Annotated in this window: 18 protein-coding genes; 10 read left to right on the top strand and 8 right to left on the bottom strand. The window is 63.1% G+C overall.

Annotation, left to right across the window (positions count from 1 at the left end):
* Positions 1–33 precede the first annotated feature (33 nt).
* Both QF118_RS13940 and QF118_RS13945 read left to right on the top strand, forming a co-directional pair.
* The gene (locus QF118_RS13940) at positions 34–705 is read left to right on the top strand and encodes a Crp/Fnr family transcriptional regulator (protein ID WP_282299654.1); all 672 of its coding nucleotides are present in this window, start codon (positions 34–36) and stop codon (positions 703–705) included.
* 114 nt (positions 706–819) lie between these two features.
* Entirely contained in the window at positions 820–1,011 is a 192-nt protein-coding gene (locus tag QF118_RS13945) for a YgaP family membrane protein (RefSeq protein ID WP_282299655.1), read from the top strand.
* Between the two features lie 29 nt (positions 1,012–1,040).
* Here QF118_RS13945 and QF118_RS13950 read toward each other — a convergent pair whose 3' ends face one another.
* Positions 1,041–1,913, bottom strand: coding sequence for a GGDEF domain-containing protein (locus QF118_RS13950; RefSeq protein WP_282299656.1), 873 nt, complete (start codon positions 1,911–1,913; stop codon positions 1,041–1,043).
* 149 nt (positions 1,914–2,062) lie between these two features.
* Complete coding sequence (gene uvrA, locus QF118_RS13955; protein ID WP_282299657.1) at positions 2,063–4,942, bottom strand: excinuclease ABC subunit UvrA; 2,880 nt, start codon at positions 4,940–4,942, stop codon at positions 2,063–2,065.
* A gap of 152 nt (positions 4,943–5,094) precedes the next feature.
* Here uvrA and QF118_RS13960 point away from each other — a divergent pair, with 152 nt between their 5' ends.
* Complete coding sequence (locus QF118_RS13960; protein WP_282299658.1) at positions 5,095–5,457, top strand: rhodanese-like domain-containing protein; 363 nt, start codon at positions 5,095–5,097, stop codon at positions 5,455–5,457.
* Positions 5,458–5,624: 167 nt separating this feature from the next.
* On the opposite strand, the gene QF118_RS13965 is transcribed toward QF118_RS13960, so the two are convergent.
* From QF118_RS13965 to QF118_RS13985, 5 genes are all read right to left on the bottom strand, one after another.
* Positions 5,625–6,716, bottom strand: a complete 1,092-nt coding sequence (locus tag QF118_RS13965) for an ABC transporter ATP-binding protein (RefSeq protein ID WP_282299659.1) — start codon at positions 6,714–6,716, stop codon at positions 5,625–5,627.
* Positions 6,717–6,740: 24 nt separating this feature from the next.
* Positions 6,741–8,375 carry an alpha-glucosidase gene (locus QF118_RS13970; RefSeq protein ID WP_282302481.1) on the bottom strand — a complete coding sequence of 545 codons (1,635 nt, stop codon included), beginning with the start codon at positions 8,373–8,375 and terminating at the stop codon, positions 6,741–6,743.
* A gap of 120 nt (positions 8,376–8,495) precedes the next feature.
* Positions 8,496–9,656, bottom strand: a complete 1,161-nt coding sequence (locus QF118_RS13975; protein WP_282299660.1) for a carbohydrate ABC transporter permease — start codon at positions 9,654–9,656, stop codon at positions 8,496–8,498.
* Positions 9,657–9,669: 13 nt separating this feature from the next.
* Positions 9,670–10,671, bottom strand: a complete 1,002-nt coding sequence (locus tag QF118_RS13980; protein ID WP_282299661.1) for a carbohydrate ABC transporter permease — start codon at positions 10,669–10,671, stop codon at positions 9,670–9,672.
* A gap of 88 nt (positions 10,672–10,759) precedes the next feature.
* Positions 10,760–12,025 carry an ABC transporter substrate-binding protein gene (locus QF118_RS13985; RefSeq protein WP_282299662.1) on the bottom strand — a complete coding sequence of 422 codons (1,266 nt, stop codon included), beginning with the start codon at positions 12,023–12,025 and terminating at the stop codon, positions 10,760–10,762.
* 254 nt (positions 12,026–12,279) lie between these two features.
* On the opposite strand from QF118_RS13985, the gene QF118_RS13990 reads away from it, so the two are divergent.
* From QF118_RS13990 to QF118_RS14020, 7 genes are all read left to right on the top strand, one after another.
* On the top strand, positions 12,280–13,305 hold the full coding sequence (locus QF118_RS13990; protein ID WP_282299663.1) for a substrate-binding domain-containing protein: 1,026 nt from the start codon (positions 12,280–12,282) through the stop codon (positions 13,303–13,305).
* Positions 13,306–13,321: 16 nt separating this feature from the next.
* Positions 13,322–14,641: a GH1 family beta-glucosidase gene (locus QF118_RS13995; protein WP_282299664.1), complete on the top strand. Its 1,320-nt coding sequence runs from the start codon at positions 13,322–13,324 to the stop codon at positions 14,639–14,641.
* Position 14,642: 1 nt separating this feature from the next.
* Positions 14,643–15,605, top strand: a complete 963-nt coding sequence (locus QF118_RS14000) for a glucokinase (RefSeq protein WP_282299665.1) — start codon at positions 14,643–14,645, stop codon at positions 15,603–15,605.
* 77 nt (positions 15,606–15,682) lie between these two features.
* Positions 15,683–17,308: an alpha-D-glucose phosphate-specific phosphoglucomutase gene (locus QF118_RS14005; RefSeq protein ID WP_282299666.1), complete on the top strand. Its 1,626-nt coding sequence runs from the start codon at positions 15,683–15,685 to the stop codon at positions 17,306–17,308.
* Position 17,309: 1 nt separating this feature from the next.
* Positions 17,310–18,191 carry a DMT family transporter gene (locus tag QF118_RS14010; RefSeq protein ID WP_282299667.1) on the top strand — a complete coding sequence of 294 codons (882 nt, stop codon included), beginning with the start codon at positions 17,310–17,312 and terminating at the stop codon, positions 18,189–18,191.
* 105 nt (positions 18,192–18,296) lie between these two features.
* The gene (eno, locus tag QF118_RS14015; protein WP_282299668.1) at positions 18,297–19,571 is read left to right on the top strand and encodes a phosphopyruvate hydratase; all 1,275 of its coding nucleotides are present in this window, start codon (positions 18,297–18,299) and stop codon (positions 19,569–19,571) included.
* Positions 19,572–19,727: 156 nt separating this feature from the next.
* Positions 19,728–21,056, top strand: coding sequence for a sensor histidine kinase (locus QF118_RS14020; protein WP_282299669.1), 1,329 nt, complete (start codon positions 19,728–19,730; stop codon positions 21,054–21,056).
* Here QF118_RS14020 and ccmE read toward each other — a convergent pair.
* Positions 21,038–21,487, bottom strand: a complete 450-nt coding sequence (gene ccmE, locus QF118_RS14025) for a cytochrome c maturation protein CcmE (RefSeq protein WP_282299670.1) — start codon at positions 21,485–21,487, stop codon at positions 21,038–21,040. The two genes, QF118_RS14020 and ccmE, sit on opposite strands and share 19 nt — an antisense overlap.
* Positions 21,488–21,543 lie beyond the last annotated feature (56 nt).

The raw sequence follows: 21,543 nt of genomic DNA on the forward strand, positions 1-21,543 counted from the left end.
CCCTTGGGCCGGGCAACCCCTATCGTAAAGGCCATGACACAGCCCCCCATCCCCGGTTGGAGCACGCAGGCCCCGGGCCTGTCCGATCTGTCCCCCGACAGCCGCCGCCGGCTTGACGCGCTGGCGCCCATGACCGTGCCCAAGGGCACCGCGCTGTTCCATCCCGGCGACGCGGTGCAGGGTTTTGTCATCGTGCTGGATGGCCGGGTCGATGTTTTCCTGACCGGCCCCACCGGCCGCGACATCCTGCTTTACGCGGTCGAGCCGGGGCAAAGCTGTGTGCAATCCACCCTTGGCCTGCTGGGCGGCGAGGATTACTCGGGCGAGGCCCTGACCCGCAGCGACAGCCGCCTTGTGCTGATCCCGCGCGCTCTGTTCCTGACCTTGATGGACAGCGACGCGCAGTTCCGCAGCTTTGTCTTTCACGCCTTCGCGCAGCGCCTGCAAAGCATGATGCATCTGCTTGAAAAGGTGGCTTTTACCCGGGTCGAGGCCCGTTTGGCGCAATGCCTGTTGGACCGCGCCGAAGGCGGTGTCGTGCATGCCACCCATGCCGAGCTGGCCGTGATGATCGGATCCGCGCGCGAGGTCGTGTCGCGACGGCTGGATGCGCTGGCGCGGCGCGGGATCGTGGCGCAGGAACGTGGTCAGGTGGTGCTGCGCGATGCCGACGCGCTACGCGATCTGGCGCAAAGCGACAGCTAGACGATCACGAAAATATGTGGCGAATGCGCCGCGCTATGTGACCAGATCACCGACGCCCCCCCGCGAATCGGTTAACCTTTGACCATCGAAATTCCGGAGTGGAAGGTTAGAACCATGCTCAAGAACAATGTTGGCGGCATCGACAAGATTGCCCGTATCGTCATCGGCGCCCTGCTGATCCTTGGTGCCCTGATGGGCTATGGCGTCTGGATGTGGATCGGGATCATCCCCTTGGCCACCGGCCTGATGGGCAGCTGCCTGCTGTATTCGCTGGTCGGCATCAACACCTGCCCGATGAAGAAATAACCCCGGGGCGCCCCGGTTTCATGGTCGGCCTAAAGGCCCATGCGTGAAACCGGGCGTCGCTGTCGCTGATCGGGGCGGAACGGCACTTTGCGGTCGTACATGCGCTGGTCCGCCACGCTCAGAAGCCTGTCCAGATCGGTGCCATCGGCCCCGAAAATGGCAAATCCGATACTTGCACTCAGCATCTGTTTGTCGCCTTGCAGCTGCACCTCGAGCGACAGACAGCCATCCAGCATCATGCGGATGGCCCCGGCACCGCAGCCAGTCACCACAATCCCGAATTCATCCCCGCCCAGCCGCGCGACAAAGCCGTCAGAGCCGATCTGATCGGTCAGAGCCTTGCCCATCGCGCAGATGGCCATGTCGCCAATCGCATGGCCCCGGGTATCGTTGATGTCCTTCAGCCCGTTCATGTCGGCAAAAGCCACGACCAACAGCCCCTTGCCCGGGCGGTGGTTTTCAAGCGCCTGACGCGCGCTTTCGACAAAGGCGTGCCGGTTTGGCAGCCCCGTAAGCTCGTCCTGCCAGGCCAGTTTTTCAAGCACCGCCTCGCGGGCCTTGCGGTCGTCGATGTTCTGCACGCAGGAAATGAAATGCTTGGGCTTGCCCCATTGGTCACGTTTCAGACTGACCGACAGGCTGGCCCAGAACGGCGCCTGGTTGCCGATGACATAGCGTTTTTCCATCTGGTACTGGCTTTGCTGACCAGACAACAAAAGTTCGAGGTTGCGCAGGTCCTCGTCCAGATCTTCGGCAAAGGTGATGTCCTGAAACCGGAAATCCAATGCCGATTCCGGCACAAGGCCCAGTTCTTCGCGCAAGCGGGTCGATCCCCAAAGGAACGACCCGTCAAGGCCGACGACCCCGATACCGATTGGACAATCTGAAATATCTGGGATCACGCGGCACCCATTTATCAATTCGCAACTAGAATACGCTTCGCCCGCTCCTTCGGAACGAATCCGTTCATTGTTTGGGAACAAAAGTTAACATTGTGTTAGCCAAGCCCCCGCCGCGTGAAAAAATCCGCCCCCGCCATGGGGGCCGCCCATTATTCGGCGGCCACCTTGCGGGCATCCAGCATTGGTTTCAGGTAGCGCCCGGTGTGGCTGCGTTCGACCTGCGCCACCTGTTCTGGGGTACCCACGGCCACGATCTCGCCACCGCCATCGCCACCTTCGGGGCCGATGTCGATCAGCCAGTCGGCGGTCTTGATCACGTCGAGGTTATGTTCGATCACCACGACCGAATTGCCCTGATCCACCAGTTCGTGCAGCACCTCAAGCAGCTTGCGCACGTCTTCGAAATGCAGGCCCGTGGTGGGTTCATCCAGGATATACAGGGTCCGCCCGGTGGACCGTTTCGCCAGTTCCTTCGACAGCTTGACTCGCTGCGCCTCGCCGCCTGACAGGGTCGTCGCCTGCTGGCCCACCTTGATATAACCAAGGCCCACGCGCATCAGCGCATCCATCTTGTCGCGGATGCTGGGCACCGCCTTGAAGAACTCTTGCGCCTCTTCAACCGTCATATCAAGAACGTCCGCTATACTCTTGCCTTTAAAGCGAATTTCCAGGGTTTCGCGGTTATAGCGCTTGCCCTTGCAGGTCTCGCATTCAACATAGACGTCGGGCAGGAAATGCATCTCGATCTTGATCACACCGTCGCCCTGACAGGCCTCGCAGCGGCCGCCCTTGACGTTGAACGAAAACCGCCCGGGCTTGTAGCCGCGCGCCTTCGCCTCGGGCAGACCGGCGAACCAGTCGCGGATCGGGGTGAAGGCCCCGGTATAGGTCGCCGGGTTCGACCGGGGCGTGCGCCCGATGGGCCGCTGGTCGATGTCGATCACCTTGTCGAGATGCTCCAGCCCCTTGATCGTCTCGCAGGGCGCGGGCGTCTGGCGCGCCCCGTTCAGCGCCATGCTGGCGGTCTTGAACAGGGTTTCGATCGTCAGGGTCGATTTGCCCCCGCCCGACACGCCGGTAACGCAGACGAATTTCGCCAGCGGGAATTCGGCTGTCACCTCGCGCAGGTTGTTGCCCGTCGCCTTGACCACCTTGATCTGCTTCTTGTTGCCCTTGCGCCGTTCGCTTGGCACGGCAATCTCGCGGGCGCCCGACAGGTATTGCCCGGTCAGGCTGGCTGGATCGGCAATGATTTCCGCGGGCGTGCCCTTGGCCACCACCTGCCCGCCATGCACCCCGGCCCCCGGCCCGATGTCAAAGACATAATCCGCCTCGCGTATCGCCTCTTCGTCGTGTTCGACCACGATCACCGTATTGCCCTGATCGCGCAGGTTTTTCAGCGTGTCCAAAAGGCGCGAGTTGTCGCGCTGGTGCAATCCGATCGAGGGTTCATCCAGCACGTAAAGCACCCCGGTCAAACCGCTGCCGATCTGGCTGGCCAGCCGAATCCGCTGGCTTTCGCCGCCTGACAGGGTGCCGGCATTGCGCGACAGCGTCAGGTATTCCAACCCGACGTTGTTGAGGAACCCCAGCCTCTCGCGGATTTCCTTCAGGATTGCCCGCGCGATTTCATTCTTCTGCTTGGTCAGGTCGCCCGGCACGCTGCCGCACCACTCAAAGGCTTCGCGGATCGACATCTGGACCACCTGCCCCACATGCAGCAGCTTGTCCTTGTCGCCCGATGGCCCGATCTTGACGGCAAGCGCCTCTTCGCGCAGGCGATAGCCCCCGCAGGTCCCGCAGGACCGGTTGTTCTGATAGCGCTCGAACTCTTCGCGAATCCAGTTCGAATCCGTCTCGCGATAGCGCCGCTCCATGTTGGGAATGACCCCTTCAAAGGCCCGCGACACCTGATAGACCCGCCCGCCCTCGTCATAGCGGAACTGGATTTCCTCGTCGCCCGACCCGTACAGGAACACCTGCTGCACATGCGCCGGAAGATCCTTCCAACGGGCCTTCTTGTCGAACTCGTAATGCTTGGCGATGGCGTCGATGGTCTGCAGGAAATAGGGGCTTTTGCCCTTGCGCCAGGGTGCCAGCGCCCCGTCAGAGATTTTCAATGTCTGGTCGGGCACCACCAGCCGTTCATCAAAGAACAGCTCGACCCCCAGCCCGTCACAATCGGGACAGGCCCCAAAGGGCGCGTTGAAGGAAAACAGGCGCGGCTCGATCTCGGGGATGGTAAAGCCAGACACAGGACAGGCAAAATTCTCACTGAATGTCAGGCGCTCGGGGTCACCTTCCTTCGGCGCGGTTTCCAGAATGGCGATGCCGTCCGCCAGGTCCAGCGCCGTGCGGAAACTGTCCGCCAACCGCGTTTCCATCCCTTCGCGTACGACGATCCGATCGACGACCACGTCGATGTCATGGCGGAATTTCTTGTCCAGCGTCGGCGGGTTGTCCAATTCGTGGAGTTCGCCATCCACCTTGACCCGCTGGAACCCCTGCTTGCGCAACTCCAGGAATTCCTTGCGGTATTCGCCTTTGCGGTCGCGCACGATGGGCGCCAGCAGATAGGCACGCGTGCCCTCCTCCAGCGCCATGACCCGGTCAACCATGTCCTGCACCTGCTGCGCCTCGATGGGCATGCCGGTGGCGGGGCTGTAGGGCGTGCCGACCCGCGCAAACAACAACCGCAGATAGTCATAAATCTCGGTCACCGTACCGACAGTGGACCGCGGGTTCTTGCTGGTCGTCTTCTGCTCGATGGAAATCGCCGGGGAAAGCCCGCTGATATGATCCACATCGGGCTTTTCCATCATGTCCAGGAACTGCCGCGCATAGGCGCTCAGCGATTCCACATAGCGGCGCTGCCCCTCGGCATAGATCGTGTCAAAGGCCAGCGACGACTTGCCCGAGCCCGACAGCCCGGTGATCACCACCAGCTCATCGCGCGGAATATCCACGTCGATGGACTTGAGGTTGTGTTCGCGCGCGCCGCGCACTTCGATGTACTTCAACTCAGGCATGACGCCCCCCGCATAACGACCGGTTAACAGATAGGCGAAACCTGTGGCCTCGCCAATGGAAAATCAGGAACATTAGAAGAACAAGCGGCTTTCCCCTTTACATTCCACTTACCGAATGTATATAGCATCAACAACACGCAAGGAGACGCGAGATGTTTGCTTTTCTTCAAAACGCCGTCAGCGGTGGCACCATGACCCCGGCCGAGGCGATCACCCGCAGCGCCGCAAACGAAGTGGTGCTGATCGACATCCGCGACCCGATGGAAATCCGCGCCAGCGGCAAGGCCAAGGGCGCGCTCGAAATCCCTTCGTCCACGCTGGCGATGCGCGCCGACCCGCGCAGCCCCGAATGCCTGCCCGAACTCAAACAGGGCAAACCCATCGCGGTCTACTGCGCGTCCGGCGCACGGTCCTCCATGGCCAGGATGATGCTCAAACGCATGGGCCACGACGAGGTTCACAATATCGGCGGTCTCGTCCACTGGCAGCAGGCCGGCGGCGAAATCACCCGCTAGGCCCCGCTCGTTTCCATTTGCCCCAAATATCCCGGGGACGCGCGCAGCGCGGGGGCAGAGCCCCGGGGGTTTGGGGGTCCGCCCCCAAGGCCCGCGTGGCCCGAACGCAAAACAAATGGGCGCGCGCCGCAAGGCGCGCACCGCTGACTTCCCTCACCCGCGGCCGCTCAGCGATACAGCAGCGACACCCCGTTGGCGAACAGGTGCACCTTTTCCGGTGCAACCCCCAGCTTCACCTCGGTGCCGCGCGTGTCGCGGTGAATACCCGGCAGCTTGGCGATGATCGGGTCGTGGGAATTCTCCGGCTGCAGATACAGAAGCGTGACCTCGCCCAGGGCTTCGGTGAAATCCACCTTGCCGGCATAGACATAGGCCTCGCCATCGGTTTCAACCATGTCCTCGGGGCGTACCCCGACATTGACCTTAAGCCCCATGTCTTCGTCCCGCGTCGGGTAATGCGACAGCACCTCGCCGCCCCGCTCCAGCCTGACCCGGGTCTGCGCGCCCGTGGCGATCACCTCGCCCGGCAGCAGGTTCATCGAAGGTGACCCGATAAACTGCGCGACAAACTCCGAGTTCGGCCGCTCGTACAGATCCAGCGGCGATCCGACCTGCGCGATCCCCTTGTTGGCCAGCACCACGATACGGGTGGCCAGCGTCATCGCCTCGACCTGGTCGTGCGTCACATAGATCATCGTGCGGTCGGGCATCTGTTCTTTCAGCTGCGCGATCTCGATCCGCGTCGCCACGCGCAGCGCCGCGTCCAGGTTGGAAAGCGGCTCGTCGAACAGATAGACCTTGGGGTCGCGCACCAGCGACCGGCCAATCGCCACCCGCTGCCGCTGCCCACCGGACAGCGCCTTGGGCAGGCGGTCCAGGTAATCCTCGAGCTGCAGCATCTTGGCGGCGCGCATCACCGCCTCGTCGATCTCGGCCTTGGACTTTTTCGCCAGCTTCAGGGCAAAGCTCATGTTGTCGCGCACCGTCATGTGCGGATACAGCGCATAGGACTGGAACACCATGGCGATGCCGCGCTGCGCGGGGGGCACGTCGTTGACCACCTGCCCGTCGATCTCCAGCGTACCGCCGGTGATCTTTTCCAGCCCCGCGATCATCCGCAGCAAGGTGGATTTGCCACAGCCCGACGGGCCGACAAAGACGATCAGCTCGCCCTGTTCGATCTCAAGGTTGATGTCCTTGAGCACGTTGACCGTGCCGCCATAGGTCTTTTCGATCCCGGTCAGCTTCAGATTGGCCATGTCTCCCCCTCCTCTTTTGCTGTGTTACGCGGACTGGCGCAGGGCCAGCGCGGGCTGCCAGGGCCCCAGATGCAGTTTGCCGTCAGGCGCAGGGCCGGTGCTGCCCAGCTCGATCCCGATCTGGTGCCACTGGCCTTTCGGCATGTCGATGGTCGCCGGCTCACCCGACAGGTTCACCGCGACAAAGATCGTCTCGTCCGCGTCCTCGCGCAGGAAATGCACGACGCTGCCGGTGGCCTTGACCCGGTCATGGCTGCCCTTGATCAGCGCCTTGTGGGCGTGGCGAAAGGCGATGGCCTTGCGATAGTGGTGCAGCAGCGCGCCGGGGTCGCGTTCCTGTTCGGACAGGGCGCGCGGCAGGTGGTCATGGCTGACCGGAAGCCAGGGTTTGCCGGTGGTGAACCCGCCGTTCTGGCTGTCGTTGTCCCAGACCATCGGCGTGCGGCAACCGTCGCGGCCCTTGAACTCGGGCCAGAACTGGATGCCGTAAGGGTCCTGCAGGTCCTCGAAACTCACATCCGCCTCGGGCAGGCCCAGCTCTTCGCCCTGGTAAATACAGACCGATCCGCGCAGGCACATCATCAGCGTCGTATAGGCGCGCGCCGCCGCGTCGGGCAGGTTCCAGCGCGTGATGTGGCGCGGCACGTCATGGTTGGAAAAGGCCCAGCAAACCCAGCCCTCGGGCGCCTTTTCGTCGACCAGGTCCATCACCTCGGCCACGTAACCGGCGGTGGGTGGCACGGCCGAGAGCAGCTCGAAGGCATAGCTCATCTGCACCTTGTCCCCGCCCGAGGTGTATTCGCCAAGGATATCCAACCCATACAGGTCATCGCCCACCTCGCCCACAGCGGCGGCGTTGTAGCGGTTCATCAGGGTCCGCAGCTTGCGCAGGAACTCTAGGTTTTCCGGGCGGTTCTTGTCGTACAGGTGGTCCTGCCAGGTGTATGGGTTCACCGACGGGGCGGTGATGGCGTTGCGCTTGTCCGCAGGCAGGGCCGGGTTGTCGCGCAACTCCTGATCGTGAACGTAGAAGTTGATGGTATCCAGGCGGAAACCATCGACCCCGCGATCCAGCCAGAACTCGGCCACTTTCAGCAGTGCCTCTTGCACTTGCGGTTCGTGGAAATTCAGGTCGGGCTGCGAGGTCAGAAAGTTGTGCATGTAGTACTGGCATCGGCGGCTGTCCCATTGCCAGGCCGAGCCGCCAAAGATCGACAGCCAGTTGGTGGGCGGGGTGCCGTCGGGTTTGGCATCGGCCCAGACGTACCAGTTGGCCTTGTCGTTGTCCTTGGACGCACGGCTTTCTTCGAACCACGGATGATCCTGCGAGGTATGCGACAGAACCAGGTCGATCATCACCCGCAGGCCCAGTTGGTGCGCCATGCCGATCAGCGCGTCGAAATCCGCAAGGCTGCCGAACATCGGGTCGACATCGCAGTAATCGCTGACGTCATAGCCGAAATCCCTCATCGGGGATTTGAAGAACGGCGAAATCCAGATCGCATCGACCCCAAGCGAGGCAATATGCGGCAAACGGCCGGTGATCCCCAAAAGGTCCCCCACCCCGTCGCCGTTGCTGTCCTGATAGCTGCGCGGATAGATCTGATAGATCACCGCACCGCGCCACCAATCGGGGTCTGTCGTCAGCGTTTTCGCCATGTCGTTTTGCGCCTTTGCCTTCACGTCTGTCACTCTGGTTCCCGGGCTTGCCCCGGGACCTGTTTTTCGATCCGCCCCCCGGGGGGCATAGGCCCCGGATCTGCGTCCGGGGCGGGTTTGCTATTTCACCGAGCCGGCCAGTAGCCCGCGCACAAGGTATTTCTGCATCGCAAAGAACACCGCCAGCGGCACCGCGATCGACACAAAGGCCGCCGTCGCCAGAATTTCCCAGTTGCCGCCCCGGGTGCCCAACAGCTCGATGATCTGGTTGGTCATCACCGTGGTCTGCCCCGTCGCGTCGATCAGGAACACCTTGGCCACCAGCAGGTCATTCCATGTCCACAGGAACTGGAAGATCGCAAAGGAAGCCAGCGCAGGAAAGCTCAGCGGCAGGATGATCTTGGTGAAGATCTGGAAATCCGTCGCCCCGTCGACCCGGGCGTTTTCGATGATGTCCCGCGGCAGGCTGACCATGTAGTTGCGAAGCAGGTAGATCGCCAAGGGTAATCCGAACCCGGTATGGGCCAGCCAGACCCCCAGGTATCCCTTGCCGATGCCGATGCCCAGGTGCAGTTTCAGCAGCGGGATCAGCGCCAGTTGCAGCGGCACCACCAAAAGCCCCACCACAAAGGCCACCAGCAGCGCCCGGCCCGGGAAATCCATCCAGGCCAGCGCATAGGCCGCAAAGGCCGCCACCACGATCGGGATGATCGTTGCCGGAATGGTCACGGTCAGGGTGTTTATGAAGGCCTTGGCCATATTGTCCGTGGCGCTGCCGGAAAACAGCACCTGGCGGTAGTTGTCCATCGTGAACTTGGGCGGTGTGCGGGCATCGACGAATACCCGCGCGCCCCGGCTGCCGGTGATCTCGGTCTCGGACTCAAGCCGGTAGTCGCCGTTGACCTGCACCGTGATCCGGCTGCCATCGCGCAGCGGCGCGGTTTCGCCCACGGCAAAGGCGCTCAGCTCGCGCGAGGAAATGCCAAAGGCGCTGATTTCCGACTTGCTGCCGTTGGCGGCCTCGTCGTCGAACAGGTTGCCCTCGATCACGTATAGCGCGCCTTGCTGTACCTGGCTGTCCGGGTCGGCGGTGCGCAGCGTCAGGGTCTGCTCTGACGGGAACAGCGCCTTCCACCACCCCGAGCCGGAAATCTGGTCGGCGGTGCGGAACGAGGACACGAACAGCCCCACGGTCGGGAACAGCCACAGCGCCACCAGCGCCACGACCGAAATATGCACCGCCCATGTCAGCGACGATTTGCTTCCTGCGATATTGTCCATGATCCCGCCCCCCTCAGCGCATTTCGCGGCGCACGTTGCGCACGTTCCAGACAAGGATCGGCGTCACCAACAGCATGATGACAATCGCCGAGGCACTGCCGACCCCCCAATCGAACGAGCGGAACAGCTTGTCGTACATGTAGTTGGCCAGCACCTGGGTTTCCCACTGGCCGTTGGTCATGGCAAAGACGATGTCAAAGACCTTGAGCACCACCAGCGTGATCGTCGTCCAGACCACCATGATGGTCGACTTGATCTGCGGCACCTTGATCTTGAAGAAGATCTGGAACGGGTTGGCGCCGTCGATGATCGCCGCCTCGATGGTGTCCTCGGGGATGCCGCGCAGGGCCGCCGACAGGATCACCATGGCAAAGCCGGTCTGGATCCAGATCAACACCACCATCAGGAAAAAGTTGTTCCAGAACGGAACGGTCAGCCATTGCTGCGGATCATTGCCGGAGAACCAGACATAAAGCGCGTTCAGAACGCCGATCTGCTCGGTGCCCGGCGGGCGGGCGTCATAGACCAGTTTCCAGATCACCGCGGCGCCGACAAAGGAAATCGCCATCGGCATGAAGATCAGCGATTTGGCGATATTGCCCCATTTGATCCGGTCGGTCAGCTGCGCCACCAGCAGGCCAAAGGCGGTGGACATGGCCGGCACCACGAAAAGCCACAGCATGTTGTTGCGCATCGCTTCCCAGAACTTGGGCTCTGTGACCATCTGCCGATAATTGTCCAACCCGACAAAGGCGCCATCCAGCCGCCGGTCGGTCAGCGACAGCCGCAGCGTTTCCAGCACGGGATAGGCCAGATAGACGCTGAGCGCGAAAAGCGCGGGGAACAGGAAAAGCCAAGGCCGGATCATGTTGGCGCGGTTGATGTTGCGCCCCGCGTGCTTGCCCTTGGCGGGGAACAGAACCTTGTCCAGAAACTGGTTGGAAAAGTAGAAATAGGCGACGCATGCGCCCACCCCGATCACGATCGTCAGAATGCCCTGGATTGCCGGATGCATGACGTCCTCCCCCGCGCGTCAGTTGCCGAATTTGGTCAAAGCCCCCCACGCAGATGGCGGGGGGCTTCGGTAGCTCAAGGCGAATGCCTTACTTCAGCGCGTCCCAGCTGTTCTGGATCTCGGTCGCCACGGTTTCGGCATCCTTGCCGCCCGCGTAATCGACCATGCCGGTCCAGAAGCTGCCAGCGCCCACGCCGCCCGGCATCAGGTCAGAGCCGTCAAATCGGAAGGTGGTCGCCCCCAGCAGGATCTCGTTCATCTTGCGCAGGGTCGGATCGCTGAAGGCCTCGGGGTTGACGCCCTTGTGCGGGGTCAGGAAACCCTTTTGCGCCATCCAGGTTTCATGCGCCTCGGTGGATTCGAGGAATTCGATGAACTTGTGTGCCTCGGGGCTGTCCTTGGTGATGGCCCACAGGGTGCCAGCGCCCAGAACCGGTGCGCCCAGGTCCTTTTCCGCGTAGGACGGGAAGTAGAAGAAATCGACGTCCGAGCCCACTTCGGTGCCTTCGGGGAAGAAGGCCGGGATGAACGACGCCTGGCGGTGCATGTAGCACTGCGCCGGGGCTTCGAACAGGCCCTTGGGGCTGTCGCGGAAGTCGGTCGAGGCAACGGCGCCCTTGCCGCCCGCCACGCGCGCGTCTTCGATGAACCAGCCGAATTCGTCGATGGCGGCCACCACCTTGGGATCGTTGAAGGGCATCTCGTTCGAGACCCACTTGTCGTAATCCTCGGGCGATTGGGTGCGCAGCATCAGGTCTTCGACCCAGTCGGTTGCCGGCCAGCCGGTCGCGCCGCCAGACCCCAGACCGATGCACCAGGGGGTTTCGCCATCGGCGACGATCTGGTCGGTCAGCGCCTTCAGCTCTTCCATGCTTTGCGGCACTTCATAGCCGGCATCCTCGAAGTTCTCGGGGATGTACCAGACCAGCGATTTCAGATCGACCTTGTAGAAAAAGCCGAACAGCTGATCGGTGCCGTCCTTGTCCGCATAGGTACCCAGGTCGACCCAGGACTGCCCGGCGGCATAGTTTTCGCGGATCCAGTCGGCGGTGCCATCGGCCAGCGGCGTCAGGAAGCCGCGCGATGCCATGTCGGCGGCCAGGCCCGGCTGCGGGAACACGGCGATGTTGGGGGCCGAACCGGCCTCGGCGTCGATGACGATCTGCTGTTCAAAGCTGTCCGAGCCGACATAGCTGACGTCGATGCCGGATTGCGCGCGGAACACGTCCAGCACCTTTTCGACCTGGTCCTGATCGGCGCCGATCCAGGGGCCTGCGATGGTCAGTTGCTCGGCATGGGCCATGCCGGCGCTCAGCGCCGCCGCGGCAACGCCCATAAGATAGGTTCTTTTCATGGTAGTCCTCCCAAAGTCTACATCTGGCATGATGTATCAATCTGGCGCCAACGCAATCCCTCGGGGATTTCCAAAGCGCTTTGAATGCCGCAGCTTTCGCGCGATTCTGCGATTTAGTCAATCAAAGATGTTCACAAAACGCCCCAAACTTATGCTGCACCGCAGCTTTTTCAGGCAGGGGCCGGATTGTTTCCCTGTTTTCCGCCCGATGGAATCCTTTACAAATTCAAATCGCTTTGGTTCCTATGTACGCTATGAATCTCAAACAACTCTCTCAGCATCTGGGCCTGTCACAAACCACGGTCAGCCGTGCGCTGAACGGCTATCCCGAGGTCAGCGAAAAGACCCGCAAGACCGTGCGCGAGGCGGCGCGTGCCCACGGCTACAGCCCCAATGCCCGCGCCAAGAGCCTGGCCACCGGGCGCACCCATGCCATCGGCCACGTGCTGCCGGTGTCGGACCAGCACGAGATGGTGAACCCGATCTTTGGCGATTTCATCGCCGGGGCCGGATCGACCTATGCCCGCCACGGCTATGAGGTGGTGCTGTCGCTGGTCGAGGACAGCAAGATCGAAAACGCCTATCGCACCATCAAGGCGCGCGGCAATGTCGACGGGATCGTGGTGCACGGCCCGCGGATGCGCGACAGCCGGATCGAACTGCTGCAAGAGCTGGGCCTGCCCTTCGTGGTGCATGGCCGGGCCTCGGACATTGCGGGGCCCTATTCGTGGCACGACGTCAACAACACCCGCGCCTTTCGCCGCGCGACGGCGTTCCTGCTGGACTTGGGCCATCGCCGGATTGCGCTGGTCAATGGTCTTGAATTTCTAGATTTCGCGCACCGCCGCCGGCTGGGCTATGAACAGGCCTTGTCGGACCACGGTCTGCCGGTCGACCCCGCGCTGATGCGCAGCGAGGAAATGACCGAAGGCTATGGGTATCGCGCCGCAGCGGCCATGCTGGACATCCCGGCGCCGCCGACCGCCTTTCTTGTGTCGTCGATGATCACCGCCATCGGTGTGCGCCGCGCCATTCTGGAACGCGGGCTGGTCCTGGGCCGCGATGTGTCGGTCATCACCCATGACGACGACCTTAGCTATCTTTCGAACGGTCAATCCGTGCCGATCTTCACCGCCACCCGGTCTTCGGTCCGCGCGGCCGGGGCGCGGGCGGCCGAATTGCTGATGCAACTGATCAACGATCCAGGGTCCGGCCCGCTGAGCGAGCTGTTCGAGGCCGAGCTGATCATCGGCCAATCCACCGGCCCTGCCCCCACCTGAAACCCCCGAGGACACCATGAAACATGCACGCGCCGATTTCCCCAAGGATTTCCTCTTTGGGGTCGCCACCTCCAGTTACCAGATCGAAGGCCATGGCTTTGGCGGCGCCGGCCGCACCCAATGGGACGATTTCGCCGCGACCCCGGGCAACGTCAAGAATGCCGAAAACGGCGCGGTCGCGGTGGATCACTACCACCGCTATCCCGAAGACCTGGATCTGGTCGCCGCCGCCGGGTTCGACTGCTACCGCTTTTCCACCAGCTGGGCGCGGGTCATGCCCGACGGCAAGACGGTGAACCCCGAGGGGCTGGATTTCTATGACAGGCTGACCGACGCCATGCTGGAACGCGGGATCAAACCCTGCGCGACCCTGTACCATTGGGAACTGCCCTCGCCGATCCTGGACATGGGCGGCTGGCGCAACCGCGACATCGCCGGCTGGTTTGCCGATTATACCCAGGCCCTGATGGGCCGGATCGGCGACCGGATGTATTCGGTCGCCCCGATCAACGAACCCTGGTGCGTTGCCTGGCTGAGCCACTTCATGGGCTACCACGCGCCCGGACTGCGCGACATCCGCGCCACCGCCCGCGCCATGCACCATGTCCTTCTGGCGCATGGCCGCGCGATCGAGGTGATGCGCGGGCTGGGCATGGACAACCTTGGCGCGGTCTTCAACTTTGAATGGGCTGACCCGGCGGACGACAGCGCCGAGGCCGCCGAAAAGGCCGCGCTGTACGACGCCATCTACAACCGCTGGTTCCTGGGCGGCGTGTTCAAGGGCGCCTACCCCGAGAAGGTTCTCGAAGGGTTGGGGCCGCACATGCCGGACCGCTGGCAGGACGACATGGCCTTGATTTCGCAGCCCGTCGACTGGTGCGGGCTGAACTATTACACCCGCAAGCTGATCGGCCCCGATGGCGGCCCCTGGCCCGGTGTCAAAGAGGTCGAAGGCCCGCTGCCCAAGACCCTGATGGGTTGGGAAATCTATCCCGAAGGGCTGTACAATTTCCTGACCCGCACGGCGCGCGAATACACCGGTGACCTGCCGCTGATCGTCACCGAAAACGGTCTTGCCTCGCCCGATGTGGTCAAGAACGGCAAGGTCGATGACCCGCAGCGCATCGCCTATCTTGACGCGCATCTGGACAAGGTCCGCCAGGCCATCGCCGAGGGCGTGCCGCTGAAGGGCTATTACATCTGGTCGCTGCTGGACAATTACGAATGGGCCTGCGGCTATGAACAGCGCTTTGGCCTGGTGCATGTGGATTTCGAAACGCTTGAACGCAGACCCAAAGCGTCCTACCACGCGCTGGCGGAAAAGTTGAGGCGCTAACATGACGGATGAACTGGCAGTCGTCGCCGATATCGGCGGAACCAACACCCGGGTCGCCTATGCGCGCGGCACGCAGGTGCAGATGCACACGGTCAAACGCTATCGCAACGCCGACCAGGCCGGGATCGAACCGATCCTGCGTGATTTCCTGTCCGGATCGGACGCCCGCCCGCATGCGGTCTGTGTCGACATGGCCGGGCCGGTCAAGGACGGTGTCGGGCAGATGACCAACCTGTCCTGGACCATCGCCGCCGACAGCATCGCCCGGGAAACCGGGGCCAAGGTGGTGTCGGTGCTCAATGACATGCAGGCGCAGGGCTTTGCCGTGGCGCATCTGGACCACGCCGCGCAGCGCGCCATCCTGCCGGGCCGCCCCGCCGATGAGGGCGCGACGCGGCTGGTGGTCAATGTCGGCACCGGGCTGAACGCCTCTCCGGTCTATCGCATGGGCGGGCAGACCGTCGTGCCCCCGGCCGAGGCCGGCCACATCACCATGCCCGTCCAGACCGAGGAAGAGCTGCGCCTGAAAACCTGGGTCGCCGCCCAGCACGGCACCCCGGGGCTCGAGGATGTGCTGTCCGGGCGCGGGTTCGAACGCATCCACGCCTGGCTGAGCGCCGAGGCGGGTGACGACAGCCCGGCGCTGGACGCCAGCGCGATCATGAAGGCCTTTGAAAACGGCGATCCGCGCGCCACCCATGCCGCCAAGCTGTTCGTGCGCTTCATGGGGCGTTATGCGGGCAACCTTGCGCTGATCACCCTGCCCTTTGGCGGCATCTACCTGGTGGGCGGCGTGGTGCGCCATTTCGGGCCGCACCTGCTGCGCCTCGGCTTTGCCGAAAGCTTTGCCGACAAGGGCCGCTTTGGCCCCTACATGACGCAGTTTCCCGTGCACCTGGTCGAAGACGATTATGCCGCCCTGACCGGCTGCGCCGGGCATCTGGCGGAACGGCTGGCGCATTAGACGGCGCTGCGGCCTTGCGTGATGGGCCAATCGCGGCGATACCTCTTGTTAACGTTATCACCAACAGGGCGTTTTCCATGAGCATCCAGACCGTCGCCACCCAGCCCATCGCGGGCCAGAAACCCGGCACCTCGGGGCTGCGCAAGACGACGCCCGAATTTCAGGCGCATCATTTCCTTGAAAACTTCATCCAGTCGATCTGGAACGGCATCGGCGGCGTCAAGGACAGGACCCTGGTGCTGGGCGGCGATGGTCGCCATTTCAACGCCGAAGCCGCGCAGGTCGTGCTGCGCATGGCCGCCGCTTCGGGCGCGCGCCGGGTGATTGTCGGGCGGAATGCGCTGCTATCCACCCCTGCCGCCTCGAACCTGATCCGCAAGCGCCGCGCCGATGGCGGCATCATCCTGTCGGCCAGCCACAACCCCGGCGGCCCCGAGGGCGATTTCGGCGTCAAGTACAACACCGCCAACGGCGGCCCCGCCCCGGAAAACGTGACCTCGAAGATCTTCGAGGCGACCAAGACAATCAGCGAATACGCGATCTTTGTCAGCCATGACATCGACCTGTCCAAGTTGGGCGAACACAGGCTGGGCGACATGGTGGTCGAGGTCGTCGACCCGGTCGCCGATTACGCCGCGCTGATGCAGAAGATCTTTGACTTTGACGCCCTGCGCGCGCTGTTTCAGGGCGGTTTTCGCATTCGCTTTGACGCCATGCACGCCATCACCGGCCCCTATGCCACCGCCATCCTTGAGGACCAGCTTGGCGCTCAAAGGGGCAGCGTGATCAATGGCACCCCCCTGCCCGATTTTGGCAAGGGCCACCCCGATCCCAACCCGATCTGGGCCAAACCGCTGATGGACGAGATGATGGGGCCAGACGCCCCTGATTTCGGTGCCGCCAGCGACGGCGACGGCGACCGCAACATGGTTGTCGGGCGCGGCCTGTATGTGACCCCCTCGGACAGCCTGGCGGCGCTGGCGGCCAATGCCACGCTGATCCCGGCCTATGCCGGGGGGCTTCAGGGTGTGGCGCGCTCGATGCCGACCTCCAAGGCGGTGGACCGGGTGGCGCAGGCACTGGGGATCGAATGCTTTGAGACCCCGACCGGGTGGAAGTTTTTCGGCAACCTGATGGACGCCGGCCGCTGCACCCTGTGCGGCGAGGAAAGCGCCGGCACCGGCAGCGACCATGTCCGCGAAAAGGATGGGCTGTGGGCGGTGCTGTTCTGGCTGAACATCCTGGCCAAGCGGCAGATTTCCGTTGCCGACCTGATGGCCGAGCACTGGGCCAAGTATGGGCGCAACTACTATTCGCGCCACGATTACGAAGGTGTCGACGCCACCGCCGCCAATGCCCTGATGGACGATCTGCGCTCGCGGCTTGCTGCCCTGCCCGGCACGACCGTCGCGGGCCTGACCATCACCAGCGCCGATGATTTCGCCTATGACGATCCGATCGACGGATCGCGCACCGAAGCCCAGGGCATCCGCATCGGGTTCGAAGGCGGCGCGCGCGTCGTGCTGCGCCTGTCGGGCACCGGCACCGTTGGCGCGACGCTGCGGGTCTACCTGGAAACGGTGGACACCGAGAACCTGCACATGGACGCCCAAGAGGCGCTGGCCCCGGTCATCGCCGCCGCCGAGGAACTGGCCGGGATCAAGGACCGCACGGGGCGCGCCGCCCCGGATGTGATCACCTGAGTTGGACATCCTTCGCGCCATCGCGCTGATGGTTCTGTCCATGGCCCTGCTGGCCGGGACGGATGCCTTTATCAAGCTGTCGACGCAGGTTGCCTCGGTCGGGCAGACCATGCTGCTGCTCAGCGCAGGGGGCACGCTGCTGTTCCTTGCCTTGGCGCGCTTGCGCGGCGTGGCGATCTTTACCGCCGATGCCCTGCACCCCAAGGTGATGCTGCGCAACGGGTTCGAGATCATCGCCGCCGTCGGCATGGTGATCGGCGTCGCCAATACCTCGCTTCCGGTGTTTGCCGCGATCACCCAGGCCGGGCCGCTGGTGGTGACCATGGGCGCCGCGCTTTTCCTGGGCGAAGAGGTCGGTTGGCGGCGCTGGCTGGCGGTTCTGGTCGGGTTGATCGGCATGCTGATCGTGATCCGGCCCTTTGGCGCCAGTTTCACCGGTTACGAGCTGTTCGGTGTGCTGGGAATCACCGCGCTGTCGGCGCGTGATCTGGTGACCCGCATGTCGCCGCCGCATATCCCGGCGCTGGCGATTTCCACCTGGGGCTTCATGGCGACGATCCTGCCGGGGCTGGTGCTGCTGGCCATGGCCGACAGGCCGTTTTCGACCGATCCGGCGACGTTGTGGTACATCCTTGGCGCGGTTTTCGTGACCACCGGCGGATACCTGGCGATCACCACGGCGATGCGCATGGCCCCGGCTTCGGTCGTCTCGCCGTTTCGCTACACGCGCCTGATCTTTGCGACCCTGCTGGGCATCGCGGTGTTCGACGACTGGCCCGACGGCTGGACCCTGATCGGCGGCGCGTTGATCCTTGGCGCAGGGCTTTACAGCTTCTTGCGCGAAAGACGCCTTGCCCGTCAGGCCGTTAGCGCCGACCGTTAGCGCAACCCTTTGCAACAGGGCTTCGTTAGCGGTAACAGGATTGTTTACTTTCCCGCCGCGCCTGATATGACACAAGCAAATTTCATCGCCAAAGGGACCTGCCCCATGAGCACCATCATCGACATTCACGCCCGCGAAATCCTTGACAGCCGGGGCAACCCGACCGTCGAAGTTGACGTCACCCTCGAAGACGGCACCATGGGCCGCGCCGCCGTGCCCTCGGGCGCATCGACCGGCGTGCACGAAGCCGTGGAAAAGCGTGACGGCGACAAGGCGCGCTACATGGGCAAGGGCGTGCTGGATGCCGTCGCTGCCGTGAACGGCGAAATCGCCGAGGCGATCCTGGGCTATGACGCCACCGAACAGGTCGCCATCGACATGGCCATGTGCGAACTGGACGGCACCGACAACAAGGGCCGCCTTGGCGCCAACGCCATCCTGGGCGTGTCGCTGGCCGTGGCAAAGGCCGCCGCCGATTTCTGCGGCCAGCCGCTATACCGCTATGTCGGCGGCACCCAGGCCACCGTCCTGCCCGTTCCGATGATGAACATCATCAACGGCGGCGAACATGCCGACAACCCGATCGACATCCAGGAATTCATGATCATGCCGGTGTCGGCCGCGAACATCCGCGAAGCCGTGCGCATGGGCTCCGAAGTCTTTCACACCCTGAAAAAAGAGCTGTCCGCCGCGGGCTTGTCCACCGGCATCGGCGACGAAGGCGGCTTTGCCCCCAACATCGCCTCGACCCGCGAAGCGCTGGATTTCATCCTCAAGTCCATCGAAAAGGCCGGTTACAAACCGGGCGAAGACATCTACTTGGCCCTCGACTGCGCCTCGACCGAATATTTCAAGGGCGGCAAATACGAGATGAAGGGCGAAGGCAAATCCCTGACCTCGGCTGAAAACGTCGATTACCTGGCAGCCCTGTGCGACGACTACCCGATCATCTCGATCGAAGACGGCTGCGCCGAAGACGACTGGGACGGCTGGAAGATGCTGACCGACAAGCTGGGCGACAAGATCCAGCTGGTGGGCGACGATCTGTTCGTCACCAACCCCGCGCGTCTGGCCATGGGGATCGAGCAAGGCTGCGCCAACTCGATGCTGGTCAAGGTCAACCAGATCGGCACGCTGACCGAAACCCTGCGCGCCGTCGACATGGCGCACCGCGCCCGCATGACCAACGTGATGTCGCACCGTTCGGGCGAAACCGAGGACGCGACCATCGCCGACCTCGCCGTGGCCACCAACTGCGGCCAGATCAAGACCGGCTCGCTGGCCCGTTCCGACCGGTTGGCCAAGTACAACCAGCTGATCCGGATCGAGGAACTGCTGGGCGAAACCGCCGTCTACGCCGGCCGTTCGATCCTGAAATAATTCCATCGTCGGGGCCGCCCCGGTTGCGGCCCCGTCGCTTTTTCGTCGCTTTGGCAAAGCGGCGGCGAAACTTTCCTTTGATTTTGCTCAATTCGTTTTTTAAATTAACGTTTTAAGGCTATTTTTAAGAAAACTGAAAAACATTGAGCCCGATCCATGCAGCACGACACACCCGAGGCCCGGATCGAGCATTTGAGAAAGGCCGATTTCGGTTCTGTCCCCGAAATGGCCCTGCGATACAGTCTTGCCCTTGCATGCGCCGCGCTGTTGTACCTTGCCACCTCGGACTGGTTCTTCATCCAATGGCTGCTGGTCTATCTTGTGGTGGACAGCCTCTTTGCGGCCACACTCATCTGCCGGATCACCGCAAACCCCAATCGCCAATACGCCTTGTGTCTTGCGCTCTACAACCTCGCGGCGCTCAGCTTTGTCTCTGGCCCATTGTATTTGCTGGCGGTCCAGGACACGGCCCTGGTTCTTGTCGGCGCGCTTGGCCTGGTGGCCTTGCTGTTGAACAATTTCCACAAGGGTGAAATGATCCGCGAAGTGGTATATTCGGATGCCGCCCAATTCACCTTTGTCGCGGCGGCATTGATTGTCCTGCTATATCCCAATTTCGGCGGCACCTACCAATTTATGGCCGCCGTGGTTACCGCAATTGGCGTGACCATTTATTATTACCTGGCCTTGATGGGACAGCTGTCCCGCTCGCAGGCCCTGCGCGCCGCGCAGCACCGCTATGCCCAGTCGCAAAAGGCCCGCGCGCTCAATCAATTCGTCGGCGGGGTTGCGCATGACTTCAACAACATCCTGACCGCCGTGATCGGAAACCTGGAACTCCACGGCGCCCTGAGCGACGAAAAGGAACGCGCCCAGGTGATCAGACAGGCCCACGAGGCCGCCCATCGCGCCGCCATGACCGTACGCCAACTGCTGGCCACCAGTGGCCGCGCCCGCCTGCGCCCCGCCCCGATCAGCGCCGCGGCCCTGCACGACCAGATGCACGCTCTGCTGCGCGACCTGCTGTCCCCGGGCATCACGCTCGCCTCGGAACCCGGCGACCGGGACCTCAAGGTCCTTGCCGACCACGACATGCTGGAAACGGTTCTGGTGCAGCTATGCCTGAACGCTCAGGACGCGCTGCAAGGCCGGGGCAGGATCTGGCTGCGCTCGGCCCATGTCGACACCCTGCCCGACATTGACCCGCGCCCCGAAGCGCCGCCGCCCTACATGGCGATCATCGTCGAAGACAACGGCCCCGGCGTTCCGCCCAATGCCCTGCCGATGCTGACCGAACCGTTTTTCACCACCAAACCGCTGGGCCAAGGCCCCGGCCTCGGCCTCTCGGCCGTGCTGGGCTTTGCCCGCCAGTCACAGGGCAGCCTGATGGTGGAAAATCGGCCCAAGGGCGGGCTGCGCGTGACGCTACTGCTCCCCCTCGCCAAGAAGGCGGGGGAAACGCCGGCTCAGCTGCCCGGTTCCTGATAGACACCCTGTTCCTTCAGCGCGTCCACCACTTCCTTGGGCATATAGGTCTCGTCATGCTTGGCAAGGATCTCATGCGCCTCAAAGACGCCGTTCACATAGCGGCCAGTGCCGACCATGCCCTGGTTCTCTTCGAACAGGTCCGGCAAGACCCCCGAATAGACCACCGGCACCGTCGCCCCGCCATCGGTCACGCGAAAGCGGATCTCCTGGCCCTGCCCGCGCACCAACGATCCTTCCTCGACCAACCCGCCAATGCGAAAGGTCTCGGACGGCGACGGCGGCGTTTCAACCACCTGGCTGGGCGAGCGGAAAAAGTTGATCCCGTCGCGCATCGCATAGCCGATCAGGGCCGTCGATACGATCAGCGCAACCGCCGTCATGGCAATGACCTGCACCCGACGTTTCTTTTTCAGCGATTTCAAAGCCATCAGGGGCCTCCCACATGCCAAGCGAATTCCTGTCGCCTATATAAGGCATTGCGCAT

Source organism: Tropicibacter oceani (assembly GCF_029958925.1).
GTDB lineage: Bacteria > Pseudomonadota > Alphaproteobacteria > Rhodobacterales > Rhodobacteraceae > Pacificoceanicola > Pacificoceanicola oceani.

What these genes read in the sequence shown, in the direction of transcription:
- QF118_RS13975 (WP_282299660.1), bottom strand. Translation starts at nt 9,656, where the DNA reads ATGGACAATATCGCAGGAAGCAAATCGTCGCTGACATGGGCGGTGCAT.
- QF118_RS13980 (WP_282299661.1), bottom strand. Translation starts at nt 10,671, where the DNA reads ATGCATCCGGCAATCCAGGGCATTCTGACGATCGTGATCGGGGTGGGC.
- QF118_RS14000 (WP_282299665.1), top strand. Translation starts at nt 14,643, where the DNA reads ATGACGGATGAACTGGCAGTCGTCGCCGATATCGGCGGAACCAACACC.
- QF118_RS13995 (WP_282299664.1), top strand. Translation starts at nt 13,322, where the DNA reads ATGAAACATGCACGCGCCGATTTCCCCAAGGATTTCCTCTTTGGGGTC.
- QF118_RS13945 (WP_282299655.1), top strand. Translation starts at nt 820, where the DNA reads ATGCTCAAGAACAATGTTGGCGGCATCGACAAGATTGCCCGTATCGTC.
- QF118_RS13965 (WP_282299659.1), bottom strand. Translation starts at nt 6,716, where the DNA reads ATGGCCAATCTGAAGCTGACCGGGATCGAAAAGACCTATGGCGGCACG.
- QF118_RS13940 (WP_282299654.1), top strand. Translation starts at nt 34, where the DNA reads ATGACACAGCCCCCCATCCCCGGTTGGAGCACGCAGGCCCCGGGCCTG.
- QF118_RS14020 (WP_282299669.1), top strand. Translation starts at nt 19,728, where the DNA reads ATGCAGCACGACACACCCGAGGCCCGGATCGAGCATTTGAGAAAGGCC.
- QF118_RS14005 (WP_282299666.1), top strand. Translation starts at nt 15,683, where the DNA reads ATGAGCATCCAGACCGTCGCCACCCAGCCCATCGCGGGCCAGAAACCC.
- QF118_RS13990 (WP_282299663.1), top strand. Translation starts at nt 12,280, where the DNA reads ATGAATCTCAAACAACTCTCTCAGCATCTGGGCCTGTCACAAACCACG.
- QF118_RS13985 (WP_282299662.1), bottom strand. Translation starts at nt 12,025, where the DNA reads ATGAAAAGAACCTATCTTATGGGCGTTGCCGCGGCGGCGCTGAGCGCC.
- uvrA (WP_282299657.1), bottom strand. Translation starts at nt 4,942, where the DNA reads ATGCCTGAGTTGAAGTACATCGAAGTGCGCGGCGCGCGCGAACACAAC.
- QF118_RS13970 (WP_282302481.1), bottom strand. Translation starts at nt 8,375, where the DNA reads ATGGCGAAAACGCTGACGACAGACCCCGATTGGTGGCGCGGTGCGGTG.
- eno (WP_282299668.1), top strand. Translation starts at nt 18,297, where the DNA reads ATGAGCACCATCATCGACATTCACGCCCGCGAAATCCTTGACAGCCGG.
- ccmE (WP_282299670.1), bottom strand. Translation starts at nt 21,487, where the DNA reads ATGGCTTTGAAATCGCTGAAAAAGAAACGTCGGGTGCAGGTCATTGCC.
- QF118_RS13960 (WP_282299658.1), top strand. Translation starts at nt 5,095, where the DNA reads ATGTTTGCTTTTCTTCAAAACGCCGTCAGCGGTGGCACCATGACCCCG.